The organism is Gellertiella hungarica (genome assembly GCF_014197145.1).
Lineage (GTDB): Bacteria > Pseudomonadota > Alphaproteobacteria > Rhizobiales > Rhizobiaceae > Gellertiella > Gellertiella hungarica.
The window spans coordinates 138614-159814 of sequence record NZ_JACIEZ010000002.1 but is presented as its reverse complement, the minus strand read 5'-3'; the positions used below and the strand labels follow the sequence as shown (position 1 = coordinate 159814).

At 64.8% G+C, this 21201-nt stretch carries 21 protein-coding genes; 7 read left to right on the top strand and 14 right to left on the bottom strand.

The window, feature by feature from the left end; all coding sequences use genetic code 11:
* Positions 1 to 48: 48 nt before the first annotated feature.
* The 8 genes from pyrC to GGR23_RS05285 all read right to left on the bottom strand — a co-directional run bounded on the left by pyrC (position 49) and on the right by GGR23_RS05285 (position 9099).
* The gene (gene pyrC, locus GGR23_RS05320; protein ID WP_183365111.1) at positions 49 to 1089 is read right to left on the bottom strand and encodes a dihydroorotase; all 1041 of its coding nucleotides are present in this window, start codon (positions 1087 to 1089) and stop codon (positions 49 to 51) included.
* A gap of 91 nt (positions 1090 to 1180) precedes the next feature.
* Positions 1181 to 2266 (bottom strand): HD domain-containing phosphohydrolase, encoded by a 1086-nt coding sequence (locus tag GGR23_RS05315; RefSeq protein WP_246364985.1) that lies wholly within the window; start codon positions 2264 to 2266, stop codon positions 1181 to 1183.
* A gap of 8 nt (positions 2267 to 2274) precedes the next feature.
* Complete coding sequence (locus tag GGR23_RS05310; protein ID WP_183365755.1) at positions 2275 to 4485, bottom strand: ATP-binding protein; 2211 nt, start codon at positions 4483 to 4485, stop codon at positions 2275 to 2277.
* A gap of 2 nt (positions 4486 to 4487) precedes the next feature.
* Positions 4488 to 4985 (bottom strand): putative pterin-binding protein, encoded by a 498-nt coding sequence (locus tag GGR23_RS05305; protein ID WP_183365110.1) that lies wholly within the window; start codon positions 4983 to 4985, stop codon positions 4488 to 4490.
* A gap of 480 nt (positions 4986 to 5465) precedes the next feature.
* A complete protein-coding gene (locus GGR23_RS05300) occupies positions 5466 to 6092 on the bottom strand; it encodes a nucleoside triphosphate hydrolase (RefSeq protein ID WP_183365109.1) in 627 nt (208 codons plus the stop codon).
* A complete protein-coding gene (locus GGR23_RS05295; protein ID WP_183365108.1) occupies positions 6089 to 6865 on the bottom strand; it encodes an ATP-binding cassette domain-containing protein in 777 nt (258 codons plus the stop codon). The genes GGR23_RS05300 and GGR23_RS05295 overlap by 4 nt, the downstream gene beginning before the upstream one ends.
* A gap of 13 nt (positions 6866 to 6878) precedes the next feature.
* A complete protein-coding gene (locus tag GGR23_RS05290; RefSeq protein WP_183365107.1) occupies positions 6879 to 7940 on the bottom strand; it encodes an ABC transporter permease in 1062 nt (353 codons plus the stop codon).
* A gap of 133 nt (positions 7941 to 8073) precedes the next feature.
* Positions 8074 to 9099 (bottom strand): sugar ABC transporter substrate-binding protein, encoded by a 1026-nt coding sequence (locus GGR23_RS05285; protein WP_183365106.1) that lies wholly within the window; start codon positions 9097 to 9099, stop codon positions 8074 to 8076.
* Positions 9100 to 9413: 314 nt separating this feature from the next.
* Here GGR23_RS05285 and GGR23_RS05280 point away from each other — a divergent pair, with 314 nt between their 5' ends.
* Entirely contained in the window at positions 9414 to 10661 is a 1248-nt protein-coding gene (locus GGR23_RS05280) for an ROK family transcriptional regulator (protein ID WP_183365105.1), read from the top strand.
* 128 nt (positions 10662 to 10789) lie between these two features.
* Positions 10790 to 11224 (top strand): RbsD/FucU family protein, encoded by a 435-nt coding sequence (locus GGR23_RS05275; protein WP_183365104.1) that lies wholly within the window; start codon positions 10790 to 10792, stop codon positions 11222 to 11224.
* On the opposite strand, the gene GGR23_RS05270 is transcribed toward GGR23_RS05275, so the two are convergent.
* The 3 genes from GGR23_RS05270 to pxpB are packed head-to-tail and all read right to left on the bottom strand — an operon-like array spanning position 11225 to position 13984.
* Positions 11225 to 12277 carry a proline racemase family protein gene (locus GGR23_RS05270; protein ID WP_183365103.1) on the bottom strand — a complete coding sequence of 351 codons (1053 nt, stop codon included), beginning with the start codon at positions 12275 to 12277 and terminating at the stop codon, positions 11225 to 11227.
* 40 nt (positions 12278 to 12317) lie between these two features.
* Positions 12318 to 13316: a 5-oxoprolinase subunit C family protein gene (locus GGR23_RS05265; RefSeq protein WP_183365102.1), complete on the bottom strand. Its 999-nt coding sequence runs from the start codon at positions 13314 to 13316 to the stop codon at positions 12318 to 12320.
* Complete coding sequence (pxpB, locus tag GGR23_RS05260) at positions 13313 to 13984, bottom strand: 5-oxoprolinase subunit PxpB (RefSeq protein ID WP_183365101.1); 672 nt, start codon at positions 13982 to 13984, stop codon at positions 13313 to 13315. The genes GGR23_RS05265 and pxpB overlap by 4 nt, the downstream gene beginning before the upstream one ends.
* A 152-nt stretch (positions 13985 to 14136) precedes the next feature.
* Here pxpB and GGR23_RS05255 point away from each other — a divergent pair, with 152 nt between their 5' ends.
* From GGR23_RS05255 to spdA, 4 genes are read left to right on the top strand one after another with little or no spacing between them, the layout of a single operon-like run.
* The gene (locus tag GGR23_RS05255) at positions 14137 to 14901 is read left to right on the top strand and encodes a LamB/YcsF family protein (RefSeq protein ID WP_382342032.1); all 765 of its coding nucleotides are present in this window, start codon (positions 14137 to 14139) and stop codon (positions 14899 to 14901) included.
* Between the two features lie 5 nt (positions 14902 to 14906).
* Entirely contained in the window at positions 14907 to 15398 is a 492-nt protein-coding gene (accB, locus tag GGR23_RS05250; protein WP_183365099.1) for an acetyl-CoA carboxylase biotin carboxyl carrier protein, read from the top strand.
* The gene (locus tag GGR23_RS05245) at positions 15395 to 15805 is read left to right on the top strand and encodes a hypothetical protein (RefSeq protein WP_183365098.1); all 411 of its coding nucleotides are present in this window, start codon (positions 15395 to 15397) and stop codon (positions 15803 to 15805) included. The genes accB and GGR23_RS05245 overlap by 4 nt, the downstream gene beginning before the upstream one ends.
* A gap of 2 nt (positions 15806 to 15807) precedes the next feature.
* Positions 15808 to 16641 (top strand): 2', 3'cyclic nucleotide phosphodiesterase SpdA, encoded by an 834-nt coding sequence (gene spdA / locus GGR23_RS05240; RefSeq protein WP_183365097.1) that lies wholly within the window; start codon positions 15808 to 15810, stop codon positions 16639 to 16641.
* On the opposite strand, the gene GGR23_RS05235 is transcribed toward spdA, so the two are convergent.
* A complete protein-coding gene (locus GGR23_RS05235; protein WP_183365096.1) occupies positions 16631 to 17896 on the bottom strand; it encodes an alpha/beta hydrolase in 1266 nt (421 codons plus the stop codon). The genes spdA and GGR23_RS05235 overlap by 11 nt on opposite strands.
* A gap of 149 nt (positions 17897 to 18045) precedes the next feature.
* Here GGR23_RS05235 and GGR23_RS05230 point away from each other — a divergent pair, with 149 nt between their 5' ends.
* Complete coding sequence (locus GGR23_RS05230; protein WP_183365095.1) at positions 18046 to 18345, top strand: ArsR/SmtB family transcription factor; 300 nt, start codon at positions 18046 to 18048, stop codon at positions 18343 to 18345.
* 4 nt (positions 18346 to 18349) lie between these two features.
* On the opposite strand, the gene GGR23_RS05225 is transcribed toward GGR23_RS05230, so the two are convergent.
* Both GGR23_RS05225 and GGR23_RS05220 read right to left on the bottom strand, forming a co-directional pair.
* Positions 18350 to 19438 (bottom strand): LLM class flavin-dependent oxidoreductase, encoded by a 1089-nt coding sequence (locus GGR23_RS05225; RefSeq protein WP_183365093.1) that lies wholly within the window; start codon positions 19436 to 19438, stop codon positions 18350 to 18352.
* Between the two features lie 261 nt (positions 19439 to 19699).
* Positions 19700 to 21163 (bottom strand): FAD/NAD(P)-binding protein, encoded by a 1464-nt coding sequence (locus GGR23_RS05220; RefSeq protein ID WP_246364982.1) that lies wholly within the window; start codon positions 21161 to 21163, stop codon positions 19700 to 19702.
* Between the last annotated feature and the right edge of the window lie 38 nt (positions 21164 to 21201).

Genomic DNA, 21201 nt, shown 5'->3' with positions numbered 1-21201 from the left:
GTTCGTTACACCGGTAACAAACAACCAAACGAGCCATTTCGCAAGTGGTCAGGCGACGTCCCAGTAAAGGGGGAACATGGGGTCGAAGACCGTGACCGGCCCTGCTCCTGTTTCGATCTTCGCGGGGAAGGAAACCTGCTCTGCCCGCTTCACCAGTGTCATGCGTTCCTCGTTTGCGGGAAGCCCATACCAGGCAGGACCATTCAGCGAGGTGAAGGCCTCCAGCCGGTCCAGAGCGCCCTCCTCTTCGAAGACATGGGCAAGGCAGCTCATGGTGTTGATCGAGGTATAGATGCCGGCGCAGCCGCAGGCGCATTCCTTCAGCGGATCCACATGCGGTGCGCTGTCGGTGCCCAGGAAGAACCGGGCATCGCCGGATGTCGCGGCCGCCCGCAGCGCCAGCCGATGATGCTCGCGCTTGGCAACCGGCAGGCAATAGTAATGGGGCTTGATGCCGCCGACGAGGATGGCATTGCGGTTGATGATGAGGTGGTGGGTGGTGATGGAACCGGCGAGGTTCTTCCCGGCGGAACGGATATAGTCGATCCCGTCCTTCGTGGTCACGTGTTCCATGGTGACCTTGAGTTCCGGCAGGCGCTTGCGAAGGGGATCGAGCACCGTTTCGATGAAGACCGCCTCGCGGTCGAAGATGTCGACGGCGGGGTCTGTCACCTCCCCATGCACGCAGAGCGGCAGGCCGATCTCCGCCATGCGCTCGAGCACGGGCATGGCCTTGTTCATGTCGCGCACACCGCCGTGGGAATTGGTGGTAGCGCCCGCCGGATAAAGCTTGACCGCGGTGATCAGGCCGCTTTCCTTGCCGCGCGCCACATCGTCGGGCGCGGTATGTTCGGTGAGGTAGAGCGTCATCAGCGGCTGGAAGCGATGGCCTTCCGGAAGCGCGGCCATGATGCGGCTGCGATAGGCCTCCGCATCGGCGGTGGTTACCACCGGCGGAACGAGATTGGGCATGATGATCGCCCGGGCAAAGGTACGACTGGTATCGCCGATCACCCCTTCGAGCATGGCCCCGTCTCGCAGGTGGAGGTGCCAGTCGTCGGGACGGCGAAGGGTGAGCGTTTGGGTCATGGTGGGAACACTCCGGCGATGGTCTCTCTGCCAGAGCCCATATCACCGGCGGACGGGAGCGAACAGGTCTTTCCGCATCGTCCGGAAAAAATCAGGCTGCGGAATTGGCCGCCATTTCCTCTGCCAGTTCCTGCGCCCGCTGCTGGCGGTCCATCTCCATGATCTCCTGGATGCGTGGCAATGCCCGCTTGAACGCGGCCACGCAGACCGGATCGAACTGGGTGCCTGCCCGGTCGAGAATATGGGCTACCGTCTGCTCGTAGGACCAGGCCGGCTTGTAGGGGCGCTCGGTGGTGAGCGCATCGAAATTGTCGGCGATGCAGACGATGCGGCCGGAAAGGGGAATATCCTCGCCGGCGAGGCGGTTGGGATATCCCTGGCCGTCCCAGCGCTCGTGATGGCTGCCGGCGATCTCGGCGGCCAGCTGCAGCAGGGAGGAATGGCTTTTGGCCAGGATGTCCGAGCCGATCTGGGCGTGGCGCTGCATCTGGCGGAATTCGCTTTCCGTCAGCTTGCCCTGCTTGAGCAGGACCGTATCGGGAATGCCGACCTTGCCGATGTCGTGCATGGGTGCGGCAAGCCGGATGTCGTGACAGCGGTCGTCGGAAAGACCGAGCTGCTTTGCGATGGCCTCGGAATAGAGGGCGACGCGCATGGTGTGGCGGGCCGTATCGGGATCCTTGTAACCGGCGGCCAGCGTCAGGCGGTGGATGATTTCCTCCTCGCGCTCGCGCAGCTCCTTGACCGCCTTGTCCACCTCCCGGCGCAGCCATTCCGCGCGCTCGGCAAGCTGTCTGCGGGCTTCCGCCAGGCTGACGATGTTCTGCATCCGCGCCATGAACTCGACCGGATTGACCGGCTTCGTCAGGAAGTCGATCGCACCTGCGTTCAGCGCGGCCATGCGGGTGGTCATGTCCTTGTCCGCGGTGACGAAGACGACCGGGACCGCGGCATAGCGTTCGAAGCGGACGATCTCGGTATAGAGTTCGACGCCGTTGTAGACCGGCATCTGGTAGTCGATGATCGCCACGTCGAAATCGAGGTCCGGCAGCGCGGCCAGCACCTGGTCCGGCGACGAGAAAGGCAGGGCCTCGCAGTTCTTCAGGCGGGCGACGAGCTTCGTCAGAAGCTTCAGGTTGGTATTGTTGTCATCGACCACGAGGATTTTCATCGTCATCCATCCTTTCAGGCAACAAGAAGTCGCCGATGCGCATTGATCCGGTCATTCAGGATTTCCACCCCTGCAATCGTGGGCTTGCTGTCCCGCATGGAATGGGCAAGGTCGGCCACGTCGTTCAGCCCCACATTGATGGCGGCGCCCTTCAGCGTGTGAAGGAGCCGGTCGATGAGGATTGCATCCTCGCCGCCGAGCGCATGCTGCAGCGATTCCATGATCTGGCCCGCATCCTCGAAGAAGGTCTCGACGAGCTCGTTGAACACATCCTCGCCGAGCGCCTCGATGAGCTCGTTGCGCCGGGCCTCGCTGAAGCCATCCGCCTCCTCGACGGGTGCAGGCGTGGCGGCGGCAATCTCCTCCACCGCTGCGGGGAGATCCCCCGGCTTGAGATGCGTTTCGAGCACGTGGCGCAGGCGCTTGAGCGTGATCGGCTTCGACTCGAAGCCGACCATGCCTGCTTCGATGCAGCGCCGGCGGTCGTCGTCGGATGCGTTGGCCGTCATGGCAATGATGGGGGCGACGTCCGGCACCTCGGCGCGGATGCGGCGCGTGGCCTGGATCCCGTCCATCTCCGGCATCTGCATGTCCATGAGAATGATGTCGAAGCGCTCCCGCCGCGCGATCTCGACAGCCTCGACACCATTGTTGGCAATGGTGATCTTCTGCCCGAGCCGCTCCAGGAAACGGGTCGCGACCTGCTGGTTGACCGCGTTGTCCTCCACCAGAAGCACATGGCCCGAGGGAAGGTTTGCGAGCTCGTTGGGCGAGCGGGCGGCGGGGGGCTGGTCGGAAATGACTTCCGCAATCTTGGTGGGGATTTCGAGCCAGAAGGTGCTGCCGGCGCCGAGTTCGCTCCGGACCCCGAGCTCGCCCTCGAGCTTGTCGATGATCTGCTTGCAGATGGTCAGGCCGAGGCCGGTGCCGCCATACTTGCGGCTGATGGAGGCATCCACCTGGGTGAAGGGCTGGAAGAGCTTCGCGATCCCCGCCTCGTCGATGCCGATGCCGGTATCCTGCACCTCGAAGCGAACGATGAGCACGTCGTCGCGGACGAATTCCCTGAGCCGGAGCGTGACCGTGCCGTTGCGGGTGAACTTCACGGCATTGCTGAGCAGGTTCAGCAGCACCTGACGCAGGCGCGTGGGGTCGGTGCGGACATAGGGCACCATCAGTTCTTCCGGCACATCGAGCACGATGCGGTTGCCGTGTTCCTCCGCCCGGCCGCGGACGATTTCGAGCGTGCTCTTCGAGAGCGCCTTCAGATTGACGCTGCGCAGCTCCAGTTCCAGCTTGCCGTTCTCGATCTTCGAGTAATCGAGAATTTCGTTGATGATCTCGAGGAGCGCCTCGCCGGAGGAATGAATGGTGCGGACGAGCGAGGCCGCATCGGCGGGCAGGTCGGACAGCTCGAGCAGCTCGGCCGTTCCGAGGATGGCGTTGAGAGGTGTTCTGATCTCATGGCTCATCGTCGCCATGAACTGCGACTTCGCGCGGTTGCCGGCGTCGGCAGCCTTGTAGGCGTCCGAAAGCTCCTCCGCCATGAGCTCGAAGTTCCGGCCGGCCTCGCGGACGACCTTCAGCTGGCGGCGGAGATTGACCACAAGGAAGACGACGCTGGCGAGAAGCAGCGACAGGAACAGCGCCGTGGTGCCCTCCAGGCGTATGATCATGTCGCGGTTGTCGGCACGCGCGGTGCTGAAATGATTGTTCGCGCTGATCAGGAAGTCACCGGTGTCGCGCACGAGTGTCTCGACCTGGTCGTTGAGCCCCAGAAGGTCGGCATCCGTCGGCTTGTAGCCGCTCTGGATGCGGTCGAACAGGCTCGCATAGCCGATGATCTTGTCGCGGACCTCGAGCAGCGCCTCGCGGACAGCCGGATCGTGTTCGAACGTCTCGTCGAACCGGCTGTCCTTGAGCATGTTGATGCGGGAATAGAGGATATCGTAGCGAAGGCTGAGATCCTTGATCTTCTTCGGACCCGGCTCGACGTCGCGGACGATATCCTTCAGCTGGAACGACAGGGTTCTGGCCTCCCGGTCCAGCTGGAAGACAGACCAGAGGGCATTCTCGCGGATCCCGTCCTCGAGCAACCGATACCGGCGGGCGAGATCGGTGAAGAGCAGGACGAGTATGCAGGTGAGAACGACTGCAAACCCCTGAAGGATCACGGTCTTCTTGCCTGCATCCCGCAGGAATGAGCCATCCGGGCTGAATCCCATCGTCACGGCAGGACCTCGATTTCCTTGATCTGCCAGACGGAGCGGCCGAAATACTTCTCGTTGTAGAGACCCTTGTCCTGGTCGAAGGGATAGACCAGCATCAACGGACCCTTGTCGCGGACGGACATCGGCTTGCCGTCCAGTTTCGTGGCAAGGATGGTGTCGAGTTCGGCGTCCTCGGCGGGCACATCGGCGGCATAATCATTCAGCGCCTTTACCTTCAGATGCGCGCCCCGGGCGCCCGCTGCCTTCAGGACTTCGCGAAGGAAGGGTCCGGAAAATTCCGCGGCACCGGTTGTCCAGGGCGTCTCCATCTTCGCCGAGCGGCCGGGCAGTGCCTCGAGCATGGACATGTCGAAAACGGCATTGCCGCCGTCATTGGTCTGGCTGACTGCGCCCGTGACGGTGAGGACGGGCTCACCCGCGGGCTTGTCGAGTGCCGAGGCGGGTGCGGCGATCAGTGCCGCGCACAACAGGGCGGCACCGGCGATAAGCTTCATGTCGAATTCCTTTCCTTGCCTTCCGGGACCTCGTGCGGTCCTTCGTGTTCCAGGTTCACCACCAGCGCTGCCAGAGACCGCCATGCTTCTGCGCCACGCGGAGACACCTGTGCCACGCCGCCTCAAGAGCGCGTGACAAGGTTAAATTCCCCATTTTGGAACAGATCCGGCCATCCGGTTCAGCGCGTACGCATCATGCCGTGCCCGTGAAGGGCATTCGCGCTGGCTTTGAATGGTTTTATAACATGAAGGCTCTTCGATATATTGAATCAATAATATAAAGTTTTAGCTTCTTACGGAATGGTGAATCAGGAATGAATCCACAGGAAGATCGAAGGGGATCTTAATCCTTTCTTAAGCCCGGATGCGTGTCGAAACGGCACAGATCGGATGGCTGCGAGAAAGGAACCGCGACAGGAGCCCGCCCGGGGGCGGTTCATACTGCCTGCCGCGCGGGAAAAGGCGGGATGCGGGGGGAAATCAGCGCGCGGAGGAGCCGAGCGTAGGGGCCGCGCTCTCCTCGAGCACGAGACGGGCATTGACCAGATCGTTGCCGTAAACCTTGGCGCGGATGGTTTCTTCCGGATAACCGAAGCCGTTCCAGCGCGCGAGAAGCCGGCGCTCGAGCTCCTCGATGGGTTCGACGAGGAGCACGGTCTCATCGAACAGCGGCCGGAGACCGGACCAGGGCGCCCGGTCGAGCAGAAGGTAGTTCCCTTCCGCGATGATGATGCGATCGTCCCGCGCAATGCGGCGGGCCGATGCGATGGCGATTTCGCGGGAGCGGTCGAAGACCGGAACCAGCACATCCTCCTCGGCGCCCCGGACGGCCGCCAGGATATCGCGCAGTCCCCGGACGTCGAAGGTCTCGGGAGCGCCCTTGCGTGCAAGAAGGCCGGCCTCTTCGAGCAGGCCGTTGTCGAGGTGGAAGCCGTCCATGGGAAGCACGACGGCCCGTTCGCCGGCGGCGACAAGCCGGGCGGCAAGGGCATCGGCAAGCGTCGACTTGCCCGAGCCGGGTGGTCCCGCCACCGCAACGATGAAGCGGGACCGGCCCGAGGCCGCGGCAGCGATCCGCCGGGCCAGATCCTCGACTTCAAGGCTCATGCGGCAACCAGTTCCTTCGGCGGTTCCTTGGCACCCGTCATGAGAGCCACCGCATCCGACATGGAGTATTCCTTCGGATTGATGACGCAGAGACGCTTGCCGAGCCGGTGGACGTGAATGCGGTCCGCCACCTCGAAGACATGCGGCATGTTGTGCGAGATGAGCACGATCGGCAACCCGCGGGAACGCACGTCGAGGATCAGCTCGAGAACGCGGCGGCTTTCCTTCACCCCGAGCGCAGCCGTCGGTTCGTCCATGATGACGACCTTGGAGCCGAAGGCGGCGGCACGGGCCACCGCAACCCCCTGGCGCTGGCCGCCCGAGAGCGTTTCCACCGCCTGATTGATGTTCTGGATCGTCATCAGGCCAAGCTCGGAGAGCTTGTCGCGGGCAATCTTTTCCATCTTCTTCCGGTCGAGCATCCGAAAGAGCGAGCCCATGGGCCCCTGCTTGCGGATCTCGCGTCCGAGGAACATGTTGTCGGCGATCGAAAGCGCCGGCGAAAGGGCGAGGTTCTGGTACACTGTCTCGATGCCGGCGTCGCGGGCCTGCATCGGGTTGGTGAAGTGCACGGGCTGTCCCTCGAGACGGATCTCGCCTTCATCCGGAACGATGGCGCCGGAGATGGCCTTGATCAGCGACGACTTGCCGGCGCCGTTGTCGCCGATGACAGCCAGGATTTCGCCCGGATAGAGATCGAAGTCGGCCTGGTCGAGGGCGGTCACGCGGCCGTAGCGCTTGACGAGACCGCGAGCGGTAAGAATGGGTTCCATGGTTTGTCCTCCCTCAGCCCGAAACCTTGCGGATCCACTGGTCGATGGCAACGGCGCCGATGATCAGCACGCCCGTCAGCAGCACCTTCCATTGCGGATCGGCATTCAGCATGTTCAGTCCCATGCTCATCACGCCGACGATCAGCGTTCCGAACAGCACGCCCAGGATCGATCCGCGCCCGCCGAAGAGCGAGATGCCGCCGATCACGGCCGCGGTGATGGCCTGCAGGTTGAAGTCCGTCACCACCGTCGAGGGCGAGATGGAGCCATTGCGGCCGATGGATACCCAGGCGGCAAGGCCGGCAATCGCACCCGCGAGGGCATAGGTCTTCAAGAGCACGTTCTTGGTGCGGATACCCGCGAGGTCGGCCGCATCCGGATCGTCGCCGACCGCATAGATGTGCCGGCCGAAGGCGGTGTAGTTCAGCATGTACCAGAGGGCGATGTAGAGCAGAATCATGGCCACGACGCCGAGCGTCACGACGGCGCCGCCGATCTTGAAGCTGTTGCCGAAGACATGAAGCATCGATGTGACTGCCGTCAGATCCGCCTCGCGCAGCGTCGCGTTCTCGGAGTAGATCAGGCACACCGCCATGATGATATTCCAGGTGCCGAGCGTCACGATGAAGGGTGGCAGCTTCAATCGTGAAACCAGAAACCCGTTGACCCAGCCGCAAAGCCCGGCAATGCCGAAGCCCGCAAGGATCGCGAGCGGCGCCGGAAGGCCGTAGGTCAGCACTGCATTGCCCGTCACGACGAAGGAGAAGACCATGACCACGCCGATGGAAAGGTCGATGCCTGCCGTGAGCACGACGAGCGTCTGCGCGGCGGCGAGGATGCCCACCACGGCCACCTGCTGCATGATCAGCGTCAGCGTGTAGGCCGAAAAGAACTTCGGACCGCGCGCGATGCCGAAGAACACGACCAAGGCGACCAGCACGATGAGCGGCACCATGGCCGGATTGGAGTGCAGGAAGTGCTGCAGGCGGCGCAGGCCGCTTTTCGGTTCCTCGAAATGCGCGACATTCGACGCGCTTCCGGTCAGAACCTTTTCGAATTCCTGAGGCTGGCTCATATTCCCTCCCATGACATTCCCTGCCGGCCGGGCCGGCAAGCCCCACTTACAAGAAAGGCGGCTGGAGAGCCGCCCTTCTCAACTCCCAAGGGGATCATGCAGGGGCCGGAGCCCCTGCGCAATCCTCAGTGCATCAGCCCCAGCACTTGTCCGTGCCTTCCTTGACGCTGATCGACGGAACGCCATCGACCGGCTTGTCGGTGACGAGGTTCACGCCGGTGTCGAAGAAGGCCTTGCCTTCGGTCGGCTTCGGCTTGGTGCCGTCCTTGGCGAAGTTGGCGATGGCTTCGATGCCGTAGGCGGCCATCATCAGCGGATACTGCTGCGAGGTCGCACCGATGACGCCTTCGGCAACCGACTTCACGCCCGGGCAACCGCCGTCGACGGAAACGATCAGGACGTCCTTTTCCTTGCCGACGGCCTTCAGGGCCTGGTAGGCGCCAACGGCAGCCGGCTCGTTGATGGTGTGGATGACGTTGATGTCGGGATCCTTCTGGAGAAGGTTTTCCATGGCCTTGCGGCCGCCTTCCTCGTTGCCGTTGGTCACGTCGTGGCCGACGATGCGCGGATCATCTTCGTCGCCGATCTTGTTGGCGTCCTTCGGGTCGATGCCGAAGCCGATCATGAAGCCCTGGTCACGCATGACGTCGACCGAAGGCTGCGAGGGGGTCAGGTCGAGGAAGCCGATCTTGGCATCCTTGGCCTTGTCGCCCATGGTCTTGGCAGCCCAGGCGCCGATCAGCTTGCCGGCTTCGAGGTTGTCCGTTGCAAAGGTTGCGTCAGCCGCATCGATCGGATCGAGGGGCGTGTCGAGCGCGATGACCAGCAGGCCGGCGTCGCGGGCCTTCTTCACCGGATCGACGATTGCCTTGGTGTCGGAAGCGGCGATCAGGATGCCCTTTGCGCCATCGGCGATGCAGCTTTCGATGGCAGCCACCTGGCTGTCATGGTCGCCGTCGATCTTGCCGGCATAGGCCTTCAGGGTGATGCCGAGTTCCTTGGCCTTGGCTTCTGCACCTTCCTTCATCTTGACGAAGAAGGGGTTGGTGTCGGTCTTGGTGATCAGGCAGGCGGAAACGTCTGCGGCGCTTGCAGGTGCAGCAAAGACCACGCCCATCGCGAGAGCGGCGAACGAGGCGGCAAAAAGCGTTTTCTTCATGAAGTCTTCCTCCCAAGGAATTGTTGACCCGGCTTGAGCCGGATGGCCGGACAAAAGCGTCTGAAAGCTCCAGAGGCTCCCCCCTTCGACGGCCGCCAGACGCTGAGCCTGCACATTTACAACATCATCATTGCAGGCTTGTCAATAAATAAATCCAATTGAATTATTAATTCGATGTGGCATTCTGTGTGAAAGGTGCGCGCCGCTTTCCTTCGGCGGGAGAGAGGGGAAGAGTGATGGCGGCCTTGCACCGGGGGAATCATTCATGCTTGTAGCAGCTGCCCCGCTGGCGGCGCTTCAAGGGGAGGAAACGCATGACGACTACGGAGGAGATGCACGCCCTCACGGCGGCACAGGCCGTGCTCGATCCGGGGGGTGGGGCAAACCAGGTGCGCGTTCGCGCCTACAACGAGCGTCTCGTGCTATCCCTCGTGCGGCGCCACGGCAGCCAGGCCAAATCGGAAATCGCCAAACGCACCGGCCTGTCGGCACAGACCGTTTCGGTCATCATGCGATCGCTCGAGAAGGACGGGCTGCTGATCCGGGGAGAACCCGTCAGGGGCCGGGTGGGCCAGCCATCCGTTCCCATGCATCTCAATCCCGATGCCGCCTATTCCTTCGGGGTCAAGATCGGCCGCCGGAGCGCCGATCTGGTGCTGATGGATTTTGTCGGCACCATCCGCCATCAGGTCCACCGCACCTATCGCTATCCGCTGCCCGACAAGATCATGCAACTGCTGAAGGAAGGCATTGCCGAAATCACCGCCCGGATGACCGCACAGGAGCTTTCGCGCGTGGCCGGGGTGGGGATCGCTGCACCCTTCGAGCTCTGGAACTGGGCGGACGAGGTGGGCGCACCCGAGGGTGCGATGGATGTCTGGCGCAGCTTCGATCTGCATGCCGAGGCCGAGGCCGCCCTCCCCTACCCCGTCTTCCTGCAGAACGATGCGACCAGCGCCTGCGGCGCGGAGCTCGTCTTCGGCGCGGGATCCAATTATCCGGATTTCGTCTATTTCTTCATCGGCTCCTTCATCGGGGGCGGCATCGTACTCAATTCCGCCGTCTTTGCCGGACGCACGGGAACCGCCGGCGCGATCGGTCCGCTGCCGGTGCGCGACCGCAGCGGCACGACCCGCCAGCTGCTGGACATCGCCTCGATCTTCGTTCTGGAGAACCTGCTCAGCGAACGCGGGATCGATCCGGAGCCGCTCTGGTATTCGGCGGACGACTGGGTGGACTTCGGCGAACCGCTGGAAACCTGGATCCGCGATACGGCAGGCGCGCTGGCACAGGCGATCGTCGCGGCCTCCTCCATCATCGACTTTTCCGCAGCCGTGATCGAAGGCGGCTTCCCCGGCTGGGTGAAGACGCGGTTGGTGCAGGCTACCATCGAGGAGGTGGACCGGCTGGACCTCCAGGGCATCATCCGGCCGGAGATCGTCGAAGGGCGGGTCGGGCCGCAGGCGCGCGCCATCGGCGGTGCAAGCCTGCCGATCTTTGACCGTTACCTGCTGGACCAGAACGTTCTCTTCAAGGAGACGCGCACCAGCGAACTGGCCTGAGAAAGGGCGCGCGCGAATATCGCCGTCCGCCGGATAATTAATTCGATGTGAATTAATTATCCGGCGGACTTGATGCAGAAGCACCCTCTCCCCGAAGGAGAGACGGGAACGAATGGGAGAACATACGCATGCTGAGGGGAATTGACCCGTTGCTGAGCCCGGCCCTTCTGGCCTGCCTGCGCGAAATGGGACATGGAGACGAGATTGCGCTGGTCGACGGCAATTATCCGGGGCTCGAGCATGGGCGGCGGCTGATCCGCATGGATGGCCACGGCGTCATCCCCGTGCTCAATGCGATCCTCAGCGTGATGCCCGTGGACGATTTCGTGCCGGCGGCAATCTTCCGGGCCACCGTCCGCGACAATCCCGATCTGCTCGACCCGGTGCACCGGGACATGGTGGACACCTGCGCGCGCCACGCGCCGGGCTTTGCGGTGACGCCGCTCCTCGGCAAGGATTTCTACCCGCGCGTGAGGGCGGCCCATGCGGTCGTGCAGACCAGCGAGCCGCGCCTCTACGGCAACATCATCCTGCGCAAGGGCGTCGTCTATCCGGCAGGCTGATCAGCCTGCCGTCCTGCTTCGGGCGATACCGGCCGCAGCCTCGCCCCAGACATCGGTCAGTGCAAAGCCTTCGCCAAGCGGATCGAAGGGATCGAGCGCCACCTGATGCAGGCCGAAGGTGAAGCCGCGGCCGGAAATGGTGGGGATGATCGCGGGCTTGCCGGCGACCGTCGTTTCCGCGGCGATCGACGCCTCGAATTCGGAGCCGATGATGGAGCGCGACTTGAAGACATCGCCCACCTTCGCCAGGCCCCGGGCGTGGAGTGCGGCGAGATTGGCCGAGCTTCCCGTGCCGCAGGGCGACCGGTCCGCGCGGCCCGGCCACATGGTGGTGCAGGTCCGCACCGCGCCATCCTCGTCCTTGCTGCGGAACATGACATAGGCGACGCCGGATATTTCCGGGATTTCGGGATGCACGACCGGCATTTCGCGGTTGATCTGCTCCTTGATCTCCATCCCCGCCTCGACCAGCGCGCGCGCCTGACCCGGCTCTATGCGCAGGCCCAGCGGCTCTGCGTCGACCAGGGCGTAGAAGATGCCGCCATAGCAGAGGTCCAGCGTGATGCGCCCCCAGCGGGCCGTCTCGAGCGCCACGTCGAGTTCGTGGACGAAGGAGGGAACGAGCGTCAGCTTGACCCGTTCGCAGCGCCCGTCCCGGCAGGTGGCGACGGCCCGGACGAGACCGGCAGCCGTATCCAGCGTGACGACCGTCTCCGGCTCCTTCATCTCGACGATGCCGCTTTCGAGCAGCGCCGTCGTGACGCAGATGGAATTGGATCCGGAAGAGGCATGGGCCTGATCCGGCTGGAGAATGACGAAGCCCCAGTCCGCCTCCGGATGCTTGGCGGGCAGAAGCAGGTTCACCGAACCGATGGGCGCGCCGCGCGGCTCGAGGCACAGGAAGCGGCGCAGGCTGTCGTCCTTGGTGTTGAGATAGTTCATCTGCTCGGCAATGGTGTTGCCCGGGATCTTGGGCACGCCACCGATGGCGACCTTGCCGATCTCCCCCTCGCAATGGACATCCAGCAGCTGGATCGTGCGTTTCCATCTCATGGTTCAGGTCTCCTGAAGAAGAATGCTCGGGCTGGGCGCATCACGCTCCGGCCCCTTCGAATGCGGCATAGTTTCGGGTGATCATCCGGACTGCGCGCCGGAGCGCCGAGAAGGCGCGGGACTCCTCGCGGAGTGCCTCGATGGCCTCTTCCCGGCTGATCGGCCGGAAGCGGATGGGGTCGCCGGGCTTCAGCTGCCCCAGCCGCCAGAGATCGGCTTCCACCACATGGGCAATCTTTGCATAGCCGCCGCAGGTGTTGGCCTCCGCAAGCTGGATGATGGGCTGCCCGTTAGGCGGCACCTGAACGGTGCCGGGCATGATTCCATGCGAGAAAAGCTCCCGCTTGCTCTCGGGCTGCAGCTCGGGGCCCAGAAGGCGGTAGCCCTGACGGTTGGCTTTCTTGCCGACCTGCCACGGGGTTTCGCACAGCAGGCGCTGGCCCGCCTCGCCGAAGGCTGCCCATTCCGCGCCGGGCAGCACGCGCAAGTGCCCCGGATGGTCCATGCTGCCCCTGAGGGCCGTGACATCAAGGCCGAAGCCGGCCGGAAGGTGGTTGCGGTCGGGGCGATTTGCGACAGGAAGCAGGTTGAGGCGGTCGCCGCGATGAAGGCCCCTTCCCTCGTGGCCGCCCCAGCCGCTTTTCAGATCGGTGGAGCGCGATCCGAGGACGAGAGGCACGTCCAGCCCCCCCTCGAAGGCCAGATAGACGCGGGCGCCGGCTGTGGGCGGTTCGATGCGCAGTTCGTCCCGCGCCCTGGCAGGGGCAGACCAGAGGGACGGCAGGGCGCGCCCCGCGAGCGTCACAGGGGAGTCCGCGCCGGCAAAGGCCACCTGGCAATCGGCGTGAAAGCGCAGCCGGAAGGGGAAGACGGAAATTTCGATCCCGGCCGCATCCGCCCCGTTCCCGGCCATGAGATTGGCGATGTCGAGAGCCAGGCGATCCATGGCGCCGGAGCGTCCGACGCCGGCATCGAGATAGCCGTAACGGCCGCGATCCTGCACGGAATTGCCGTGCCCGGTGGTGAGGATCTCGATCATCGGAGGATCTCCCTCGCCACGAAACGGATCCGGTCGCCGGGCCGGAAGGCCGCAGGCGGTTCGGCCAGCGGGTCGAAAAGGGAAAGCGCGGTATGCCCCAGGATATGCCAGCCCGAAGGCGCCGTGACGGGCATGATGCCGGCCTGGCTGCCGCCGACGATGACGGCGCCCTTCGGCACCGCCATGCGGGGCTGAGCGCGGCGCGGCATGGAAAGCGCGGGGTCGAGGCCCGAGAGATAGACGAAGCCGGGCATGGCCCCCACCGCGGCAACGCCGTAGATCGGCGCCGTATGGCGCGCCACCACCTCTTCGGGTGTCAGGTCCTTGGCGGCAGAGAACGCGAGGAGATCCTCGCCGGCGCTCCCGCCATAGGAGACGGGCACCTCGATCAGCCGGCCTTCCGCGCGCCCGGTCACGGGCTCTTTCCAGCGCCTGGCGACGATGGCCTCCAGCGACGCCGGATCGAGGCGCAGCGGATCGAAGACAACCATCAGGTTGTTCATTCCCGGAACCGCTTCCTCGACGCCCGGCTCTTCCCGGAGCCGATCCGCGAGCGCCCAGATCCGCTGCTGACAGGCATCGCTGAAGACAGGGCCAGCCGCATCCGCCAGCAGGGCGCCCGCACCCTCCATGCTTATTGTCAGCGACGGAATGGAATCGCTCGTCATGTCACTTCCCGGTTCGACCACGTGCCTGATATATCAGTTGCACCGCTTTGACCATCCCCGTGCCGGTGCCGCGCGAAGGGAATGATCGGGTGAATTGACGCGAGGCGGGCCTCCGTGATGAATAGGGCCCGAGAATGAAGGGGAGTGCAAGCGTGCGAGTGGATCTGAATTCCGACATGGGCGAGGGCTTCGGCCCCTGGAAGATGGGAGACGACGCCGCCATGCTGTCGATCGTCACCTCCGCGAACGTGGCCTGCGGCCTTCACGCCGGCGATCCCGAGGTGATGGTGGAAACCTTCCGCACCGCCAGGGAAAAGGGCGTTGCCGTGGGCGCGCATCCGGGTTTCCCCGATCTCTGGGGGTTCGGGCGGCGGATCATCCCCTTTTCGGCCGGGGAGATCGAACGGCTGGTCGCCTATCAGATCGGCGCGGCGCAGGCGCTGGCCGCCTATGCCGGCCACCGGATCACCCATGTGAAGGCCCATGGCGCGCTAGGCAACCTGACGCAGCAGGACGCGGAGGTTGCCATGGCCGTCAATCGCGCCATCCGGGCCGTCGATCCCACGCTTGTCTGCCTGACCATTGCGCTCGGCCATCAGGAACGGCAGGCGCGGGAGATGGGCCTCAGCTGCCGTTCGGAGATCTTTGCCGACCGGGCCTATACGGCCGAGGGGCATCTGGTGAACCGGAAATTGCCGGGCGCGGTGCTGCACGATCCGGCGGAAACCGCGGCGCGCGCCGTGCGGATGGTAAAGCAGGGTGCCATCGAAACCATCGACGGCAAGCTGCTCGAAACGCCGATCGATTCCATCTGCGTGCACAGCGATACGCCCGAGGCGGTCGGCATCGCACGCGCCGTGCGCGAGGGGCTGGAGGCGGCAGGCATTGCCGTCCGGCCCTTCCATGAGGGGGAATGAGGCCCGTGGATCTCAAGCTTATCGAAAGACTGCTGGAGCTGATGGACCGCTCGACCGCCGAGGAACTGACGGTTCAGGAAAACGGCGTGACGATCCGCATCGCCAGGCACGGGGCCGCGCGGGCGGCTGTCGCCCCCATGCCTGCCGCCCCCATGCCTGTCGTCCCCGCGCCTGCGGCCGTTGCCGGGGCGGGGACGGATGCAAGCCCTCACCCGGAGCAGACCCGACCTGCCGCACCGGCCGCCGGCAAAGCAGCCGAACGGATCATCCGGGCGGGCATGACCGGCGCCTTCTACCGTTCGCCCACCCCCGGTGCTCCGCCTTTCGTGGAGGCTGGCGCCGCTGTACGGGACGGACAGACGCTCGCGCTCCTCGAGGCAATGAAGACCTTCAATCCCGTCGAATGCGACGGGGATGGCACGATCAGCGCGGTCCATGCCGAGGATGGTGCGATGGTTGAGGCCGGGGATCCGCTGTTTTCGCTGAGGCCGGCATGACGGAGGGCGCGCGCAAGGACGGCGACACGGCCGATCTCGCCGACAGGCTGATCCGGCTTCTCGAACGGCATGACATCGCGGAATTCAGCTATCAGGACGCGGAGCGGAAAATCGATCTCGTGCTCGCTCGCTCCGTTGCGGCTCAGGCGGCACCCGTGCTCCCGCCTGCCGCTGGCGGATCGCAGCCCGCACGCTTCGTCACATCGCCCGGCGTCGGCCGCTTCCGGGCCGCACCCGGAGCCCTTCCGCGGCGTGTCGCAAAGGGCGAGATCGTCGGATTCGTGACGAGCGGTCTGGCCCGCCAGCCGGTGCTTTCCCCGGGGGACGGCTCGATCGGCCAGGCCTGTCAAGCGGATGACACGGGTGTCGGCTATGGCGAGGCGCTCTTTACCTTCGAACAGGACTGATCATGGCGAAGCTTCTCGTATTCACCGACCTCCACATGCTCCCGGAGGGCAAGACCATCATCGGGCTCGACCCGGTGCAGCGGTTTTCCGCCGGCCTCGCCCATGCGCTGCGGCTTCATCCGGATGCGGACCGGCTGATCATCACCGGCGACCTGACCCATCACGGCGACAGGGAGTCCTATCTGCGCCTGAAGGCGCTGCTGGACGGGCTGCCGGTGCCGGTTTCCATTACGATCGGCAATCATGACGAGCGGGAGACCTTCCTGTCGGTCTTCTCGCAGGCCGCGCGGGACGAGAACGGCTTCGTTCAGGAGACGGTGGATCTGCCCGACGCGCGGCTGGTCATCCTCGACACCTACATTCCGACCCGGAGGGGAGAGGCCGATTATGCCTCCGGCCTGCTGTGCGAGAAGCGGCTGGACTGGCTCGACCGCCAGCTCCTCGACGCCGGCGAGCGGCCGGTGCTGATCTTCATGCATCATCCGCCGCACGATACCGGCTTCAAGGGCATGGATGCGATCAAGCTTCGCAACGGAGATGCCTTCTACGACCTGGTCGGCCGCCACGGAAACGTGCGCCACCTCTTTGCCGGCCATGTGCACCGCACGATCGGCGGGTCTCACAGAGGCATTCCGTTCTCGATCTTCAAGAGCCCGCTTCACCAGCAGCCGATGCCATTCGATATCGACGACACGTCGAGTTCCGTCGACGAGCCGGGTGCCTACGGCATCGTGGTCACGACGCCGCACGGCCTGCAGGTTCATACCGAGGACTTCGAGATTGCCGCGCGGGCGCGCACCGCCCTTGACCGGGCGGAAGGCGGTCTCAGCGGTTGATGCCGCGATCCGCGTTCCGCTTGCCCTGCCCCTTCTTCAGGTGGAAGGAATTGCGCGATACCGGATCGAAGACCGCGATCGGAACACGCACCGCAATGCTGGCAACATCGCCCACGGTGGTCGCGGTGTTCATGGCGACGAGCCCGACGCCGTCTCCCAGTCCGACCCGCTGATCGGTGATCGTCTGCCCTTCGAGCAGGCGCTCCCCGATGAGGCGGACGACCTCGGGACTGTCGGCAAACTTGTTGTGCCCAAGACCGTCCTGTCCCTTCAGCCGCGTGAGATCGATGACACGGATGCCGGCATTCATGAAGGCAGTGCGATAGGGTTCGACGGTGGGGTCCACCTGTCCGAGGCGATCCACATTGCCGGAAATGCGGCGGGAGAGATCGAGGGCGCGATCGTCGCTGGAGACGAAGACCGTGAACTGGGGCTTCTGCGGCCCGAGGCTCCGGATCTGCTGCGCAAAGACGTCGACATCGAGGTCCGGGGAGGCCAGCAGCACCTGCGTGATCTTCGGCGATACCCTGCCGTCGCGGATCGCCATCTGGCGGATTGCCTCCACGGCAAGCCAGGAGCCCATGGAATGGGCCATGATCGTCACCTCGCCGACGGAGGAATCGTCCGCGACCCGCTGCAGCAGCTCTTCGAGCGCATCGCGGGAATAGTTGGTGCTTTCCCGGTCATAGGCATAGTCGAAGACGGAGGCACGCGAGGGCCAGGTGAAGACGACAGGCGCCACGTCGGCGCGCGAATCATGGACGATCTGCGCAAACCGATAGACGGAATCCTCGTATGTATTGTTGAAGCCGTGGACGAAGATCATCACCCGCCTGTTGCGGCCGCCGTGCGCGCGCATCCACTGGCGCTGCTCGTCCACCTTTTCCACCGGCTCGACCCCGAGGGTCGCAAATTCACGGGAGGGATCGGCAGGCACTTTCTTCGGCCATTGCACCTGCCCGGCCTGGCGCATCCTGTCCGGCGGAATGGAGATGGTGACGGCATCGACCTTGAGGTCGGTGCCGCGCTCGCCGCTGAAGAGCGTTGCAGGGTCTCCGGAAGGGGCCCGTGTCGTCGCCACCAGCATGTCGACGCGGCTTGCCCCCGCGGCCTTTTCCGAAACCGGGACCATGACGCCGCTCGCCCGGCTGACACAGCCTGTCCCGAGCGACAGCACGAGACCCAGGACAAGAGCGATACGGCCGAGCGGCGGCCTGACGGAGGATGCGGACAACGGATACACTCTGAACAGCATGAAGACTGACCTTCATACCTATTCCATCCGCACTGGATATCCAGCCGAAAAATCACAATATGGAGGGTTGGCCGGCAGAATCCCCATTGTCGGCCGGCCCCGACTGTGAAATGCATCCCTGACAAGCCAGAGCCCAAGCCCGACGCACCATGACCATCGATCCGATGCAGACCGCCGCCGACGAGGCCAGCGAACTCCTGAAGTCCATGGCGAACCGCCATCGCCTTCTCATTCTTTGCCGGCTGATCGAAGGCGAACATTCGGTCGGGCAGCTCGCGGAATTCCTCGGCATTCGCGATTCCACCGTATCCCAGCACCTGGCGCTGCTGCGCCGCGACCGGCTGATCGCCGGCCGCCGCGATGGCCAGACGATCTGGTACCGTCTGGAAAGCGGACCGGCCGAGAATGTGGTCCGGGCCCTCTACGAATCCTTCTGCCCGAAAGACTGAGGCCTCAGCGCAGGCCCGCCTGGGCCAGCAGCGGCAGCACGCGATCGCAGAAGAAGGGCAGTTCCTGCGTGTAGTTCACGAAGGACAGGGCAATCCCCTGATAGCCCCTGGCGGAGATCGCCGCCATTTCCGAAGCGATCTTCTCCGGCGTTCCGATCAGCGGATAGGTGCCGGCGCCGCCTGCAAAGCGCTGGCGATAGCGCTCGTAGGCAGCCGGATCATGCGAGCCGGAGAACTCCTTCTTGCCGGCCATGTGATCGTCGACGGCGGCATGATCGGCAAGCTCCAGCGCATAGCGCCGATAATACTCATCCGCCTCCTTCTGCGTTTCGCGGCAGACGACGTGGCAGACCGTATAGACGCCGACCTCCCGCCCGACCGCGGCTGCGCGCCTGCCGATATCGTCGATGGCGTTACCCGCATCGTTGATGTCCGTGAAGGTGGTGAAGAGATAATCGCAGGAGCGCGCCGCGAAATCGCGACCTGGACCGCCGAAGGCGGCATTCATGGTCACCGGCCGCGGCGTCTGCAGGCTTGCGGGGCGGCTGACCGCCTGCTTGAGATGATAATAGGTGCCTTCGTGGTCGATCGGCTCGTCGCTGCCATAGACCTTCTCGATGATCTCGATCCATTCGGACGCCTGGTCGTAGCCCTTCTCGACCAGCGGCACGCCGAACATGCCGAACTCCTTCGGGTTCCAGCCGCAGACGATGTTGAGGCCGGCGCGACCGCGCGAGATGTGATCGACGGTCGCCAGCGCCTTGGCCGCATAGAGCGGGTGGACAAGCGGAACATGCACCGTCATGAACAGGCCGATCTGCTCGGTCGCCGCGGCGAGCCCTGCTGCCCAGGTGAAGGTTTCGAAGGACCATTCGCGCACGCGGTTCTTGCCGCCAAAGCCGCGCCAGCGGGCAATCGGAAGAAAGAACTCCAGCCCGGCGCGATCCGCGATCTGCGCGGCGGTCAGGTTGTCGTCCCACCCGGCCCGCCAGCGCTCCGGCACGTCGGTGATCGCCAGACCGCCATCGGCATTCGCCGAGAAGACGCCGAGCTTCAGCTTGCGTCCGTTGCGCAAGGGATGGGGTTTCAGCATGCTCTTCCTCCGCCAAAAGACCGCCTCCGCCTGCGGTCATCCGCCGTCGCAGCGCGCCGGCGGCCCATTCAACACGCGAGAAGGGAGGCCGACAAGAGGAATTTCAAGCTTAAAGCAATCAATTGCACCGGCGCTGCGGCTTGCAGCCTGCGTTTTTGCCTGGTCGCGGCGGGGAAGGATCAGGACAGCCAGTGACGCCGCGGCCCTCGCCGGACAGCGAAACCGGTCTCCCGTGTACCGGCCGCAAATTCCGTCCGTGGCTTACCGCGAAAGTGCAGGTTTCTGCACTGCAAGCCAGCTCAGCCGCTTTTCCAGCTCGCGGCGGATTTCGCCGGCGACGAGGACGGCGTGCTCGTTCACCTGGGGCAGCCCCATGAGTTCGCCGAACGTGCCGCGCGCCAGCGGTCCGGCAATGTAGAGACCGGGCACCGGAGCACCCCACAGATCCAGCGCACGGGAATTGTCGCTGCAGGCGAGCCCAAGGCCCGTGTCGTCGAGGCGCAGCAGGCCAAGACCGTTGAGGCTCTGCAAGTAGGGTTGCCCGGCAAGGACACTGCGATGCGCCGGCCCCGTGGTGACGACGATGGCGTCGTAATCCGCCTCGTCGATCGCGCCTCCGTTTCTCAGCCTGAGACCGACCGATATGGGGGATTGCGGGCCCGCGTAATCGACATGGGCCAGCGAGGCGGCCAGAAAGCGCAGCCGCCCCTCTTCCGTCAGCCTGTCTGCAACGGCCCTGACCTGCGGCGCGATACGAAAGCGATGGACATCCCAGAAGGGCCTGAGATGCCGGACGAACCGCTGGCGTTCGGCGAGCGGGAGCGCGCGCCATATCTGCCCGCCCTGAGCCCTCAGGGCATCGAACACCGCCTGCCAGCCGATCCCCTCGGCTGCAGCGGCCCTCACCTCGGTACGTACCCGGCGAACGAGCGCCGCCGCCGTTGTCGCAGGCCGGCTGACGAAATCGCCTCGCGGCGCCTGTGTTTCCAGCGCATGCCCCCGCGACCGGAGCCCGCGGCGGGAAAAGACGGTGATGGCGCCCCTGTGGCCGGCTGCATCCAGCGACGCGATCACATCGGCCGCGGTCAGCCCGGAGCCGACGACGAGCACCCGGTCTTCGGGGCCGATGCCGTCAAGGGCGTCGGGGCGGGTTGGATCCGCGATGAAGCGTCCGTCGCCGCCCAGCACGGACAGGCGCGCCGGGGGGCTGGGCGGAGGATGACTGGTGGCAACCACCAGGACATCCGCCCTCTGTTCGCCGCCGTCGACGGTTCCGAGAACATAGTGGCCGCTTTCGAAGCCCACGCGTTCCACCCGCTGCTGCACGTGGCGGATGCGGCCGGCACGAAGATGGGGAAGCAGCCTGGCGTGCACGTAGCGGCCAAAGGCCTCCCGGCGCGGATAGGTGCGGCCATCTTCCGCCAGCGCCCCCGGGTCTGCCCGATCTTCGCCCTCGGCAAAAAACCAGCGTTCGAAGGCGCCTTCGTCCTGCGGATCGAGGCTCATCTTGCCGACGGGCACGTTTACCCTGTGGGCGCCGTCGGTGGTGTCATAGGCAAGACCGCGACCGATCTCGGCACGCGGCTCGTAGACCAGGATCTCGAGGGCGTCCTGAGGGCGCTTCCAGCTGTTGCGGAGATGGAGCGCCACGGCGGCCCCGGTCAGCCCGCCCCCGACGATCGCAACCGTGAGGACCACCGTCCCGTTTCTTTCGCTGATGGTCATGGCCATCTCCTGCCTGAGGGAGAACGGATTGCCGGCGG

Bases quoted from the DNA above. Each gene is read 5' to 3' on its own strand.
- pyrC (WP_183365111.1), bottom strand. From the start codon at position 1,089: ATGACCCAAACGCTCACCCTTCGCCGTCCCGACGACTGGCACCTCCAC.
- GGR23_RS05315 (WP_246364985.1), bottom strand. From the start codon at position 2,266: ATGACGATGAAAATCCTCGTGGTCGATGACAACAATACCAACCTGAAG.
- GGR23_RS05310 (WP_183365755.1), bottom strand. From the start codon at position 4,485: ATGGGATTCAGCCCGGATGGCTCATTCCTGCGGGATGCAGGCAAGAAG.
- GGR23_RS05305 (WP_183365110.1), bottom strand. From the start codon at position 4,985: ATGAAGCTTATCGCCGGTGCCGCCCTGTTGTGCGCGGCACTGATCGCC.
- GGR23_RS05300 (WP_183365109.1), bottom strand. From the start codon at position 6,092: ATGAGCCTTGAAGTCGAGGATCTGGCCCGGCGGATCGCTGCCGCGGCC.
- GGR23_RS05295 (WP_183365108.1), bottom strand. From the start codon at position 6,865: ATGGAACCCATTCTTACCGCTCGCGGTCTCGTCAAGCGCTACGGCCGC.
- GGR23_RS05290 (WP_183365107.1), bottom strand. From the start codon at position 7,940: ATGAGCCAGCCTCAGGAATTCGAAAAGGTTCTGACCGGAAGCGCGTCG.
- GGR23_RS05285 (WP_183365106.1), bottom strand. From the start codon at position 9,099: ATGAAGAAAACGCTTTTTGCCGCCTCGTTCGCCGCTCTCGCGATGGGC.
- GGR23_RS05280 (WP_183365105.1), top strand. From the start codon at position 9,414: ATGACGACTACGGAGGAGATGCACGCCCTCACGGCGGCACAGGCCGTG.
- GGR23_RS05275 (WP_183365104.1), top strand. From the start codon at position 10,790: ATGCTGAGGGGAATTGACCCGTTGCTGAGCCCGGCCCTTCTGGCCTGC.
- GGR23_RS05270 (WP_183365103.1), bottom strand. From the start codon at position 12,277: ATGAGATGGAAACGCACGATCCAGCTGCTGGATGTCCATTGCGAGGGG.
- GGR23_RS05265 (WP_183365102.1), bottom strand. From the start codon at position 13,316: ATGATCGAGATCCTCACCACCGGGCACGGCAATTCCGTGCAGGATCGC.
- pxpB (WP_183365101.1), bottom strand. From the start codon at position 13,984: ATGACGAGCGATTCCATTCCGTCGCTGACAATAAGCATGGAGGGTGCG.
- GGR23_RS05245 (WP_183365098.1), top strand. From the start codon at position 15,395: ATGACGGAGGGCGCGCGCAAGGACGGCGACACGGCCGATCTCGCCGAC.
- spdA (WP_183365097.1), top strand. From the start codon at position 15,808: ATGGCGAAGCTTCTCGTATTCACCGACCTCCACATGCTCCCGGAGGGC.
- GGR23_RS05235 (WP_183365096.1), bottom strand. From the start codon at position 17,896: ATGCTGTTCAGAGTGTATCCGTTGTCCGCATCCTCCGTCAGGCCGCCG.
- GGR23_RS05230 (WP_183365095.1), top strand. From the start codon at position 18,046: ATGACCATCGATCCGATGCAGACCGCCGCCGACGAGGCCAGCGAACTC.
- GGR23_RS05225 (WP_183365093.1), bottom strand. From the start codon at position 19,438: ATGCTGAAACCCCATCCCTTGCGCAACGGACGCAAGCTGAAGCTCGGC.
- GGR23_RS05220 (WP_246364982.1), bottom strand. From the start codon at position 21,163: ATGACCATCAGCGAAAGAAACGGGACGGTGGTCCTCACGGTTGCGATC.